We start from the raw sequence: 13,354 nt of genomic DNA, 5'->3' as shown, positions 1-13,354 counted from the left end.
AGTTAGGAGTTAGGAGTTAGGAGTTAGGAGTTAGGAGTTAGGAGTTAGGAGTTAGGAGTTAGGAGTTAGGAGTTAGGAGTTAGGAGTTAGGTGGAGAGCGGAGCGTACCGCTCTTCTCGTCATCACCCGTCACCTGTCACTCGTTACCCGTTACCTGTGGAACCACGATTCCGCATGGGTCCGCTGCGCTTGACCCATCCTACGCCTCGCTTCCTCTCCTCTGACACCTCACCGCATCGAGTAGGATGGGCAAAGCGCAGCGTGCCCATGCGGAAACCGGGCAACAAGTGACCAAAGGGCGTGACGTGTGTCTCCTCACCTGTCTCCCGTCACTCGTCACCGCCTTCGTCGTCACGGCCTCCTGGTCCAGACCTCCGACGGCCGGGTGCACACGATGAAATGCGGATTGAGCAGCGTCTCCGGTCGCGTGTTGTAACGCAGCGGCGCAAGCCCGGGATACTCCAACACCTGGCCTCCCGCGGCCTCTACCACGGCCTGCGCCGCAGCGGTGTCCCACTCGCTGGTCAGCCCGAGGCGCGGATACAGGTCCGCTGCCCCTTCGGCCACCAGGCAGAGCTTCAGCGAGCTGCCCATGGCCACCATCTCGGCGTCTGGCAGGCGCTCCATGAAGTTCCGGAACTCCTCGGACTGGTGCGACCGGCTGCCCACCACCCGCCAGCCCTCACGCCCCTCGGGCGGAGAGGACACACTGATCCGGCCGGGTCCGTCACCATCCGACTCCTTGTAGGCACCCTCACCCGCCTTGCCCCAGTAGGTCACGCCGAGTACAGGCGCATGGACGACGCCGAAGACAGGCATGCTGTCCTCGATGAGGGCCACGTTCACCGTGAACTCGCCGTTCTTCTTCACGAACTCCTTGGTCCCATCCAGGGGATCGATCAGCCAGTAGCGCGACCACACCAGGCGGTCTGCGGAGTGACTCTCGACCGACTCCTCCGAGAGCACGGGAATCTCCGGGGTGATCCGCCCGAGGCCTTCCACCAGCACCCGGTGGGAGGCCAGATCAGCCTCCGTCAGCGGGCTCTGGTCATCCTTCTCGTAGACGGCGAAGTCACGGCGGTAGATCGCCATCACGGCGTCCCCCGCCGCCTTCGCCAGACGGACCACGTCATCGGGATTGAACATCAAGCATGTCTCCAAAGTCTCTGTGTGATCAGGAGGAAAGGGTGGTGACCGGTGACGAGTGAGCGAAGGGCGTGACAAGTGACTTGTCACCCGCCACTTGTTACCGGGCTTGGGGCATTCTTTACTCGCTTTCCGCATGGGCACGCAGCGCTTTGCCCATCCTACGCGTGACTCTCCACTCCTTGACCACCCTTCGTAGGATGGGTGAAGCAAAGCGCACCCATCAATCCCCTTTCCGCATGGGCACGCTGCGCTTTGCCCATCCTACGCGTGACTCCCCACTCCCTGACCGCCCTTCGTAGGATGGGTGAAGCGAAGCGCACCCATCATTCCACCGTCACCCGGCACGCGCTAACCTTCCGCATGGGCACGCTGCGCTTTGCCCATCCTACGCGTGACTCCCCACTCCCTGACCGCCCTTCGTAGCATGGGTGAAGCGAAGCGCACCCATCATTCCACCGTCACCCGGCACGCGCTAACCTTCCGCATGGGCACGCTGCGCTTTGCCCATCCTACGCATGACTCCCCACTCCCTGACCACCCTTCGTAGGATGGGTGAAGCGAAGCGCACCCATCAATCCCCGTCACCCGGCACGCGCCACACACCTAACGCGCACTCGCAATGATCCCACGCTCCTCGAGCAAATCGAGCACCTGGTTCACACTCTCCTCCAGCGGGAGGTTGCCGGTATCCACTACGAGCTCCGGCACTTCCGGCTCCTCGTAGGGCGAGGAGATGCCGGTGAAATCCTTGATCTCCCCTGCCCTGGCCCGCTTGTAAAGGCCCTTCACGTCCCGGGCCTCGCATACCTCCAACGGGCAGCGGCAGTAAATCTCCAGGAAGTCCCCGTGGGGCACCAGCGAGCGCACCCGCTCGCGGTCGGAGCGGAAGGGTGAGATGAACGCCGTCAACGAGATCACACCTGCCTCCAGGAAGAGCTTGGCCATCTCCCCGACCCGGCGGATGTTCTCCTCTCGATCCTCCGCGGAGAACCCCAGGTCGGAACACAGCCCGTGGCGCACGTTGTCGCCGTCGAACACGAAGGTCCGGCACCGCCTCTGGTGAAGCTGTTCCTCCACCGCGTGGGCCAATGTCGACTTGCCAGCCCCCGAGAGCCCGGTGAACCAAAGGATCACACTGCGATGGCCATTCAGTTCCTCGCGCCGCACGCGCGTCACCGTGGCGTGATGCCACACCACGTTGCTCGACTTCTTATTGCCTTGCATGCTCACTCCGAATCAACTCCACGGGGAACCCCCGGAATCCCTGACCGAACAGGGAAAATCGCCCCCAAGAAAAATCTTGCCCTACAGCAGGCCCTCGTATGCCTCGCGGGCGGCCATCCCCAGCGCCTCCACCCGCTGCTGCGCATTATGCCGCATTCGCTGACGGAGAGGTTCATCGCCAGCTAGCCGCAGGATCGCTTCCACCCAAAGATCCGGTTCCATCCTGACCACGAACCCATCCGTTCCGTCCCGTACCACCTGCGCACAGGCGCCCCCGGCCGCGTAAACCCCAACCGCGCTGCAACGAGTGACGTCGAAGAACTTCGTGTACGAGCGGGCCCGGTTGAAAGGATGATCAAGCTGGGGCGCGAGCCCGATGTGGCGGGTACCGCCCGACAGAAAGGCCTGGTAGGCCGGCCACTTCATGGGCCGTACCACATTCACGCGCGGGAGCTTGCGGTAGAGCCGCTCCACCTTATCTCCTCCGACGATCTCGAAGGAGAGCCGCGGATCACGGTTCAACACCTCCGCGATGATCGGACGCAGCCAACGCATTTCGGCACTGTGGGAGGCCGTGCCATGGTAGAAGACCCTACACTCGCCTTCAGCCGCGACGTGCGCGGCGGGGGCCGCAAGAGGTGATGGCGGCACGAGTCGCGGATTCCAGTCCCGGTACTTGTGGACCAGATAGTCAGTCGACACCCAGAGCACCGCGTTCTGCCGACGTAACCAGTCTCTTTGCCATGCCGCGAGCCGCGCGAGCTTCCAGCGATAGCGCCAAGGCAAGCCTCTGTGAGCGGATATATCGAAGAGATCATCGTCCATGAAAAACACAATCCGAGCGATCCTGGATCGCCAGGATTCAATCAATCGTCGCCACGCTGGTGATACATAGCGAACCAGCACCACCGTAGCGCCGATCAATTCATCGGCAGATGGGATATCTGAGAAGCCGCAGCGCTGAACTTCGACTCCGGCATGCGCCAGAGCGGGAAGGACGAAATAATCGGTAGAGGGGTTGGGCTGTTCTTCGACCAGGAAGATCAAATGTCATGCTCCGATGACGGTAAGATGGTTACAGGTGACTTGTGACAGGTTATGCAGATCCTTTTGTCACTTGTCACTTGTCACTTGTCACTTGTCACTTGTCATTTGTCATTTGTCATTTGTCATTTGTCACTAATCTTCGTTCAGATTCCGCATGGGTCCACTTCGCTTGACCCATCCTACTGCCTCATGCAAGACCTTATATCTCATCGCGACCAAGACCCAATGCCTTGAGTGTTTCTTGAACGATATCGATAGCCGAGAGTTGATCAGGTGGAATCCAATCATCTTCTGGATCAGGGAGGGGATCGTAGAACAGGATACCGTGCTCTCGCCCCAGATATTTCTTTGCTATGTATGCGTAATCTTCCAAGTTTTGTTCAATCAATTGCCTACGCAATCCCGGCGGAAGCAATGGCCTACGAACACCATCGACTTGCATTGACTTGGCATGTTGCAACAATCGTGATCGAATATCATCGCTTACATCTAGTCTCTGATATAGGTCGAGCATGGTTAACTGTGACGGTCCAAGTCTTTCGTTGACCCGTTCCGATTGAGTCGCTAACTTTTCTGCAACATCCTCATGACCAATAGAAGACAGAAAATCGACAACAACATTGGTTCCGTTTTGTTGTGTTTCGTAGGGACGAACTAGAATGTTATCAGTACCGAATACTTTTTCCCATCGATCAAGTAGAGTCCGGTAGTTACCGTAGCTTGGATTCTTACGCTGATGATATGCAACATATTCTTCTGGCCCCGGTCCCCATGGTGGTCTTGCGACCATCTTGACCGCTTGGGCGTAGGCAGACTCCCACCAAGCATCATGTCTGCGCAGATATACGACAACTCGCACATCGAAAGATGACAGGAATGCTTTAACCACCTCGGCAGATCGGGGTATTACAAAATTCTCAGAACTCAGGACAACCGTTTCCACACCTGATGATTCGATTTCTCGAGACAAGGAGTGTTTGAGGCTGTCCCGAGCAGATTCCTGATCATTTGAGGTATCAGATTGGCCATGATAGAAACCAAGCACTCTACTCAATCCATAATGAGCGATACCCTGACGCCCAGATTGCGGATATAAAATACCGAAATTCTGCAATTCGTGCTCATATCTGGAAAAGAATCCCTGGATCGCGCTGCTACCCGTTTTGTTCATTCCTATATGGAGGTAAATCACTGGGCTATTCACGGTTTCGTGCGCACCGGATGAATGAGATTCTGCGAGGACGCCAGCGTATCTTGCCCGCCCTGATTATTCTCACGTCGATCGAGAGCGGTCCGGAGCTGACGCACTTCGCCGTCCAGCCGATAGATCGCCTCTAAAGCCGCCACCGCAAGCCGCTCCAGTTCATCAGACTCGATAACCTTACCCTCCGCAGGGGAGACCTTACGCTCCAGATAGGGTTCCATGCTCCACCAGCGCGGATCTGCCCGCATTGTTTCGGATTGATCCACAGGCAGTAGCTCCATGAGCTTCTGATTATCCTCGCGATAAAAAACGAGCAACTGTTCGGCCAGCTTTGGTCCAATCACCCAGGGACTCTTACCCTGATCAAAATGCAACTGACGACCGAGGGCAAATTCAATCGCGGAATCGTGGGGACCGGGACGCAGCTCACGGTTGCGCTGGAAGAGCCTCAAAACCACACCAGGGAGACTATAGTTGGCGCGATATCCACCCTGTACGTTAAAGCCCAGATAGCTCATAAAGTCCTCAATCACGTCCCCAGTCAAAAGACGAACATGCACATGTTTGACCCAAGGCTTGCCCGCCCATGCATCCATCAAAGATGCCCATTGTGCTTTCGGTCTACTACTATTCACCCAGCGCGGCAATGGAGCCTCGGTCCAAGCACCCCACTGCCACCAGGCAGAGTTCATCCATTCCACCTGTGGTCGAACATAAGCCAGAATCGTGATGTCGAAGCCATCTTCAGCCAGTTCCGCAAATAGACCGTCATTCGGGAAATGCTGGAGATGTGGACCCCAACCTTCATTTGACATAATGACGGTATTGTATGATTGAGCGAGCACTGCCAGCTTTTTCCGCACCGTCTCCCGCTGCACTTCACTCAGATCAGCAATGACACTTGCTGAATGTGATGTCCAGTAACCATGGACAGACGTATCTGCGCGCTCTCTCAGACCATCGCCGTAAAATAACGCTCCACCAGTTTGCAATGCCACATAGGCAACGCTTCCAGATGATACATCCTGGAATGCCGCGCTACTGAGGTAAGACTGGAGGGCACTAGAGCCACACTTGGGCATACCAACGTGCAAAAGAAGATTCATTGTCTGTGTCGATAAATTCGCATCTGATCAAGCAGTGATCTGTTTGCCCAGTATACGCTGGCAATGATTGTGCAGTTTCTCACCTAAATTAAATGCTGCCCACTCATCAAGACCATCTCGGAGCCCCATGACACGTTCGAGCGTCCCTGGCTCAGTCAAAATCGACAACCACAGACCACGCTCTAGCACCCGTGCGTGCTCAATCTCGCTCTGAGACCGGAGGATTGCGATAAAGATCTCCTGACCGACCCGGTGGCCGGGCTCCCGCCCGAGGAAGTCCTCGATGACCTGCCTCGCCTCGAACGTGCGTCCGTACTGGAGCAGGCTCCTGGCGAGGGGGAGGGCCACACCAGCGTCCGTCTCGCCCGCACACCAAGCGGCTTGCAGTCGATCCAGGTAAGCGCGTGGATCGTCGGGGCTGCGCAACCGGTCCAGGTAGCGCCGGGCCTGCCGCCAGTCCGGCCGCAGCTCCACGGCCGCCTCGGCGTAAGCTAGAGCTTCCGCCCTGTTCCTGCGCTCCTCATGTATGCGCGCCGCTAAGAGACAGAGTTCGCCTAGCAGTTCCGGCCTAGAGACAACCAGTGGCCAAGCGTTGATCAGACTGTCCAGCGCATCTTCGAAACGTCGCTCGGTCAATGCCAGGGATGCAAGCTCACACCAGATCACAGGTTGTGCGGGATCGAGCCCGGCAGCGTGCTCAAGGCATTCCCTCGCCTCCGCCATCGCTCCGCGCATGCGATAGAACAGGCCCAGCGCTCGATGCAGCCAGAAATTGCGGGGGAACTGCCGGATACCGGCTGACAGGATCGCGAGTTTCGTCACCGGATCGGGCGCATACTCCGCCTGCCGGAGTGCGACCTTCGGCCCGTCGAACGGGGTATGCCATTCCGTCGCCGGCTCACCGGGACAAACCTCGTGCTCCGCATTCGGATCCGTCTCCTTCGCGCGCAAACGCTCCCCGATCTCCTCCCAGCCCCGCACCGGGACACCGGCATCCCGCGATTCCCCACCGCGCAGAACACAGGCGTCACGTCGATCCGCGAAGTCCCCGGCAAGACGGGCCAACCGAGCCCACATGGCGTCGACTTCAATCACGAGAGCCTCATCCAGCGGTGGCTGGCACATTCCCGATCCGCTGCGTTCCGGGTGAAGGTGTTCCGCCTGGGAACTCACATCAACCCCCGCCACGGCGGATGCTGCCACGAGCACCGCACCTGACCGTTCATCCAGCAACGCCTGATGAGAGAGCACCAGCACGGGTGAAGACACCTGCTCGAGCGCTGGCAGGAGATGCGTGTGATAGGCGAGCCACATGCGCCAGGCGAGATCCGGTTCTCGCCAGAAGCGCAGCGCTGTCTCCTTTTCTCCCTGCCCGAGCAACAGGGCACGCGCATGTCTGCGCGCCAGCGAGTCATGGCACTGGGCAGGATGCCGGTAGATGACGATCCACGACGCCTCTGGCAAAACCCGTCGCCAGGCGTCTGCGAACAGAAGAAGACGGGGGTCCTTCATCCCCCAGGGTCTTCCTTTAGACTTCCGATTAAGCGAGTAGCGATGCATTGCCACCCAATCTCGCCCCTCCATCCGTGGTGCCGTCGGCTCTGCGAACTGCCAATTCCTTCCCTGCCGTTCAAGGATCGCATCATGGATCCGCACAACGTCGAGATCCTCGAAGTGTCCAGCCTCATTGGAGCAGTGCGGGAGATCCAGACGGTCCCCAAGATGCATACCCGCGTGATGGAACAGCCCGGCCAACGCTGACGTACCGCTACGGTGGAAGCCTGCGATGATGACGCCCGGGGAGGGATCTCTCGTCATGTCGAGTCATTACCCACCGTTATTGCCCGTGGGCAAAATGCAAGACCTGACCCCAAGCCCCTCTAAAAACCCTCTATGGCTCATCTCGACCAGAAACTGTGCCTTGCGTGTCTTCTTGGGGTGTTTCGAAAAGCCCGAATCGTTCAAGCCTAACTGTTTCATGGTGCGCCCTGTTGCTCCGTGAGGATGGGTCAGTGATTATCCCATGTAGCGGGACATAATCAGATGTTCCCTAACGACAACACAACGCGCGCTTCCACCGACTTCTCAATATGAGAATGCATCAAAATCCTTGCTATAAATCCTATATATAACAGGCAATACGGACGACAACTCTTTCTGAAGATATATCGTCGCTGACTCATTCTGCCGCCCTCGTACCCAGTTCCTTGGCTCCATTATTCCTATGGCCTGCAGAATCCTTTCAAGATCTTCGTCGAAAGTCTCTTGCTTTCCAAGCATATCATAATTGATAACATCAGGCCTCAGCAAAGCGAACTGAGATCTCCAATGAATATCCCTTTCAGCATCAGGAACAGACTCTACCCAGCTTACAAATGTCTCCAACGATATGAACCCATTTTCTGGAAGACCACCGAATGCTCGAATTGAACTCCTATAGCGATCCCAGAATTTACCTTCAGATGTCAAGATCTTGTCTTTGTATGCAGACACAATCCGGCTAACCGGGTTGCGTACAAAGCAGAACTTCAAGACCGACGGATTCGATAGTATAGCTTCGCATTCATCAAGATAATCTACTATGCTACGCACGAAGTCCTTTTTATGCTCCCTGTAGTGTATGCTATTAAGCCTACTAGGTAACGAATAACCCGATATGACTTGCAGTATCGATTTGATCTTGGTACATGCCACCTTCGGCGTCTCGACGTAGAAGTACTTCTTGTCCAAGTCAACCCACGTTGCATACGACCACCTCTTAGGATTAGAGCGAAAAAGCTCGCATGGACTCATGGAAACAACTCCCTCGCCAACCTGTAGACTTCGTTCGATTCGCTAATGTTAACTTTGCGGCCGAAGAGTGCGTCCGATTTCACGATTTCGCGTATGTTCTCAGTGCTTAGATTCGAGGGCTGACCTAGCAAGTAACGTCTATTGTCTCGTGAAACATTACTAACAAGGCCAAGCTTTCTGGAGTAAAGTACCTTTTGAAAGAAACTCTCATCTGAGATGAAAGCATACCTCAGAGACTCTAATACGCCCTCAACAAACACACTCGCTGCAATACGCTCTACAACACTGCGATGAAGAATCACCCATTGCCGACCAAATATCTGCGGTTGACGCTTCCACTCGCCCTCTAGTTCACGCAGCTTCGTACTCGGATGTCTCTGAAGCCGGAAGAGCCCTTTGGAAAGCTCATCAAACAAAACAGACTGTCTCTGGGCAACTCGTCTGGCAGGATCAAAGAGACCAGACTCAATCCAAGTGCCCAGCTCTGGGTCCGCGAGAAATCGCACACGACCATAACGGTACTCACGCATATTATCGGCTCGTTCACTAACATAGAAAACAGGATCTTTCTTACATTCAAAACCGTAGCAGTAGGCCAGATAGCTGTTACGGTGCCTCTCTCTTTCCAGGAACGAATGTATAAATGACTGAGACTTTAGAGGAATGCATTGTCCGCTCAGATTAACGTACCATTGCCAGTTATCCCGACCTAGGGCTTGCAGCAGTGACTCATACATCCTCTTCGTAATGCTGAACCCACCCCAACTCAAAGGAGCGGATTTCGATACATATAGCCCCTGCAAACAAATGTCAGAGCAACGATCTCTGATGTCGTCTATTGATATCATTTCGTTATCGATGGATATTGAGACGATATTCCTAGGGTGAGACAAGGTATCCACCAAAGAAATGAGGCTGTTTACATGCCCGTGAGCCTGTATTTCATAATAAATCATGAAGGAGATTCAGATAGACGATTGCGCTTCGTATTAAGACAACTAAGGTTATCCCAAATGAAGTGGCCATCAGCTCATGATTAGCATTCCACATGCTTGCGTTGATCAGCGAGCCACTCATAAACGGCGATGTCCCCCTCATTAGCTTTGAATAGCTGCGTGAAGCAGTCGTCACCAACTTCTTCCCGCAGTTTCCTTAGTCGATCTTCTAGAGGCACACTCCGGTCTCGAGTCACATTCTTGGCGACGGACGTCACCCTGAAATCAGGGAAGTGCGGCTTGAGCCATTCACCCATACGTTCGATCGAGTCATCGAAGTCCTCGACAAGTCCAACGAAGGGCAGCTCCTGTACTGCGCGCAAGGCCAGCTCAACCTCGTCGCCATCCTGCCCACGGAAGTACTGTGAAAGACGCGCCACGTGAAAGTTGCGGCACTGCCGATCATGGCCGAGGGCAAGCCTGACTTCGATGTAGCCCTTGAGGGTGGTATTGCGGGCCAGGACTGCCCCAAAGCTGTCGCCGCCCTGCTTCTGCTCGAAGGCGTACGCGGAGACGATTCGGTCGAGGGGGTGACGTACGAACAGCACCGGGAATATCTGGACCCCCTTGAGCTTCGGGGGCGGAAGCATGGCCGTATGGGATGAAAAGGCGATTGCGTCCTTCTCCTCCTGAATCCACTCCGCAACTTTTGCAGGATTGGCCGCCTTCGGTCCACCGTCGAACTCCCTAGTCACCCAGCGACCGGGAAAATTCATCTTCAGCAGTTCGTCTACGGACGTTCCTGCATTCTTGAATAGGTGATAGTGAAGAATGATCTTTCTCACGTGGCTATCCTAAAATAAACAGTGTGATCGGTGTCGGGCCAATTGATGAACATAACTTGCTTATTTCGCAATCGCGTAGGCATCCGGCTTGGCAGAGAAGAAACCCAGGTATCCCAGAGCCTTGCCCATCAACCCCCATCCATGCTCGAACGAATAATTATCCTGGGCTAAACGCAGTGCGTTGCCAGAGATTTCACTCCATTTATCTTTGTCATTGTAGAGGGCGAGAATTTTTTTTACCCACTCGTCAGGTGAATCCGCAATCATTGCACTAAGACCGTTGGTCAGACCAGTCGACTCGGTCGCAATAGGTGACAGAACGCTCGGCACACCATAGGACATGGACTCTAACACTTTACCCTTGATGCCCGCACCAGAGATCAACGGTGCAACGAAAACCCGACAAGTCTCAAATACATCGTCCAGAGACTCTACATATCCTTTCAGGATGACATCATCGGCAGCGAGCTTATCGAAACTTTCAGGCGGATGGCTTCCATATATGTAGAAACGGATACCCTTTGCCTTTGCCCGCAGCTTCGGCATGACCTTCTCAACAAAAAATTCCACTGCTTCGACATTGGGATGGTGACGATATCCTCCCAGAAACGCGATGCCCTCTCTTTCTTCAAATGGTGTCTTATGCCCACGCGCCCTTAACACCCATGGACATTTGAAGATATTGTCATCACGCAAGTTATGACTTGCAATCACCGCCTGTTCCGTTTCGTTGTATGTCAGGATTGCATCGACTTGACACATCAAGGCGAGTTCACGGTCTCGCGTAGCCAGCGGCCCACTCAGATCCTTTACACCCTTGGCGAGATGAGAGCGAATCTCTCGTAGGAAATGAAGATCCGCGTTGTTGAACAACACCTTAGCCTTGCTATATTCCCGTACATGACCAATATGCCGTTCCGCGACTTCGTATCGGGTTATGTAAACCAAGTCGAATTCATGACCACGGGACTTGAGGAAATCCTTGACCGAAATGTAGAAAGGCGCATGGATACACTCGACACCCATCTTCTGGAGGTCAACCGTATAACGACCGATGTGAGCCATGTTCTCCGGCAGAAATGTCAGCTTGAAACCATGCGCTTGTAGCAGCCGCATTTCCTGAATAGCGGCGTATGAACCGGCGTCTTTATCAGGTTGCGGGGTCGCATAGTCAATCACCAAAGCACGGAACCTGACACCACGATCCTTGTTACGCCATAGCGCCTCACCCACGCGACCGTTGTGGGCATAGGCATCTACCCATTTCTCGCAGAATTTGGGCGCGTTGATGGTTTGGTATTTCTTGAATCCCTGGGACACATCTCTGCCATGGCTCATGCCTTCGAAGTGTATCACCTCGGCGTGAGGACAGTAGAAGGTACGGTAACCGGCAGCCCGGATCTTGAAGGCCAGGTCGGTATCCTCATAGTAAGCCGGCGCGAATTCGTCGCTGAGCCCGCCGACCTCGTCCCAGACGATACGAGGTACCAGCAGTGCTGCACCCGAGAGGTAGTCCGTCTGCCGTACGTAGTTCCATTGGGGATCGTGCGGGTTGCCGTTGCGCCCCAGGTTCCAGGGTTGTCCATTATCCCAGACGACCCCTCCCGCCTCCTGCAGCTTGCCGTCAGGGTAGGTAAGCTTGGCGCCCACCGCGCCCACTCTCTCGAAGCGCGCACAAACATCGAGCATCTCGTCGAGCCAGCGATTACCAACCTCGGTGTCGTTGTTCAGCAACAGTATGTTCCGCCCTCTGGCAATCTCCGCAGCCTTGTTGCAGTTGCGCAGAAAGCCAAGGTTTTCCTCGTTGACAATGACTCGTACATTGCTCACCACGTCGCTGATTTCCGTGGTCTTGTCAGTCGAGCAGTCATCTACAACGATCACCTCATAGCTGGATGCATTATCACTCAGTATCAGTGAAGCAATGCAATGATAGGTCAGCTCGAACTTGTTGTGGACGGGAATGATGATGGACACATCCGGATCTACCACTGTCGGCAACGCCAGTGGTGGATAGTTTTTGCGATGCTCGTAGCCCTCATTGAGCACAGCCAGCGCTGTCATGAGATTGTTGATCTCATCTGGATCAGCCCCCTCAGCGACTATCCTGCGCATGCTGGATTGGAATGTGGTGAGTCGGCGTGACACTGTTGCTGGGAGTCCTGCGTACAGGCGCTCGGATGAATCAGCATCAGTTGCCAAGTATTGCCATGGCGTCAAAATCGGGCGCAGAACCTCGACACAAGATGCCTCTCCTTCTTTATGATCCATTAGAGCAACTGAGATGATGTGTGGCATCCCATCAAAATAGTCACCCGGTATCTGGTAATGAAAACGGAAATTACGCTGCTCAGCGTCCCAGTGCGCCTCCCCATCCCCAACTCGTTGACCGTCAATATGCACAGCAAATCGGATTGCAGAATTTGGGGCGTTCTCGCAGCTAAATCGCCCATTCAGGACACAGCCGTCCACCCCATCAATGTGAGCGAGCCATGATTCACTATCTTTAAGAACAAACTCGGGGGTCCTGATCACCTGCCCCGTCTCTGCGTCAATGAGCCGAATACGGTGAGGCTTCTTATGGTCCATGGGCATTAGCAACCGGATTGTGAAACCGTGGCGCCCATTTCCCATCCCAGCCTCCATAAGGTCAGAACGGAAACGATCTGCCAATCCCTCGCCGAGGAGGTCCTGTCCGTCGAAGATTTGCAGAGAAATTGCTTCATCGGGCCTATCGGGATCAAAGGCCCATCCAATTAATTCACCTGCCTCATATCGGTCGATATGCCCTCTCGGACTTGCAACGTCATCTTGCTTTCCAAACTTCGATGAAAACTTGAACATCACTCGAACCTCGATATTTTTATCATCTCAGAATACCTACTTCTCAATACTCAGCCTAGAAGCGTTGAATCAGCCAATATTGGATTATTCAGCAGGATCAGATACATCACTGAACCCAATCATTGCATAAATTTGACGCAACCAGGTTTCAGGCTGCTTGCTTCAAGGTATTCAGGTAATGCAACAGCTCGGATTTCACGGCTGGGT

The 13,354-nt window shown here is 54.9% G+C and carries 10 protein-coding genes; all 10 read right to left on the bottom strand.

Translation table 11 applies throughout. From position 1 onward, the window contains the following. Nucleotides 1-351: 351 nt before the first annotated feature. The 10 genes from cysQ to D580_RS0107880 all read right to left on the bottom strand — a co-directional run bounded on the left by cysQ (nucleotide 352) and on the right by D580_RS0107880 (nucleotide 13,147). Nucleotides 352-1,146: a 3'(2'),5'-bisphosphate nucleotidase CysQ gene (cysQ, locus tag D580_RS0107920; RefSeq protein WP_018953871.1), complete on the bottom strand. Its 795-nt coding sequence runs from the start codon at nucleotides 1,144-1,146 to the stop codon at nucleotides 352-354. A 606-nt stretch (nucleotides 1,147-1,752) separates the two neighbouring features. Then, nucleotides 1,753-2,373 (bottom strand): adenylyl-sulfate kinase, encoded by a 621-nt coding sequence (cysC, locus tag D580_RS0107915; RefSeq protein ID WP_018953870.1) that lies wholly within the window; start codon nucleotides 2,371-2,373, stop codon nucleotides 1,753-1,755. Between the two features lie 81 nt (nucleotides 2,374-2,454). Further along, nucleotides 2,455-3,420, bottom strand: coding sequence for a glycosyltransferase (locus tag D580_RS15330; protein ID WP_038043398.1), 966 nt, complete (start codon nucleotides 3,418-3,420; stop codon nucleotides 2,455-2,457). Nucleotides 3,421-3,619: 199 nt separating this feature from the next. Next, nucleotides 3,620-4,624, bottom strand: coding sequence for a hypothetical protein (locus tag D580_RS16560; RefSeq protein WP_155999776.1), 1,005 nt, complete (start codon nucleotides 4,622-4,624; stop codon nucleotides 3,620-3,622). After that, the gene (locus D580_RS16555; protein ID WP_155999774.1) at nucleotides 4,621-5,622 is read right to left on the bottom strand and encodes a hypothetical protein; all 1,002 of its coding nucleotides are present in this window, start codon (nucleotides 5,620-5,622) and stop codon (nucleotides 4,621-4,623) included. Before D580_RS16555 ends, D580_RS16560 begins: the two co-directional genes overlap by 4 nt. A 135-nt stretch (nucleotides 5,623-5,757) precedes the next feature. After that, nucleotides 5,758-7,548, bottom strand: coding sequence for a sulfotransferase (locus D580_RS0107895; protein ID WP_081617258.1), 1,791 nt, complete (start codon nucleotides 7,546-7,548; stop codon nucleotides 5,758-5,760). A gap of 267 nt (nucleotides 7,549-7,815) precedes the next feature. Next, nucleotides 7,816-8,460, bottom strand: a complete 645-nt coding sequence (locus D580_RS16160; protein ID WP_196799729.1) for a sulfotransferase family protein — start codon at nucleotides 8,458-8,460, stop codon at nucleotides 7,816-7,818. A gap of 59 nt (nucleotides 8,461-8,519) precedes the next feature. After that, nucleotides 8,520-9,479: a beta-1,6-N-acetylglucosaminyltransferase gene (locus D580_RS17075; protein ID WP_081617256.1), complete on the bottom strand. Its 960-nt coding sequence runs from the start codon at nucleotides 9,477-9,479 to the stop codon at nucleotides 8,520-8,522. Between the two features lie 80 nt (nucleotides 9,480-9,559). Continuing rightward, on the bottom strand, nucleotides 9,560-10,303 hold the full coding sequence (locus tag D580_RS0107885; RefSeq protein WP_018953863.1) for a sulfotransferase family 2 domain-containing protein: 744 nt from the start codon (nucleotides 10,301-10,303) through the stop codon (nucleotides 9,560-9,562). A gap of 60 nt (nucleotides 10,304-10,363) precedes the next feature. Beyond that, nucleotides 10,364-13,147 (bottom strand): glycosyltransferase, encoded by a 2,784-nt coding sequence (locus D580_RS0107880; RefSeq protein WP_018953862.1) that lies wholly within the window; start codon nucleotides 13,145-13,147, stop codon nucleotides 10,364-10,366. Nucleotides 13,148-13,354 lie beyond the last annotated feature (207 nt).

The sequence above is a fragment of the Thioalkalivibrio sulfidiphilus genome (assembly GCF_000377945.1).
GTDB lineage: Bacteria > Pseudomonadota > Gammaproteobacteria > Ectothiorhodospirales > Ectothiorhodospiraceae > Thioalkalivibrio_A > Thioalkalivibrio_A sulfidiphilus_A.
Note: the sequence above shows the minus strand (reverse complement) of the source record. Positions and strands in the feature narration are given on the sequence as shown.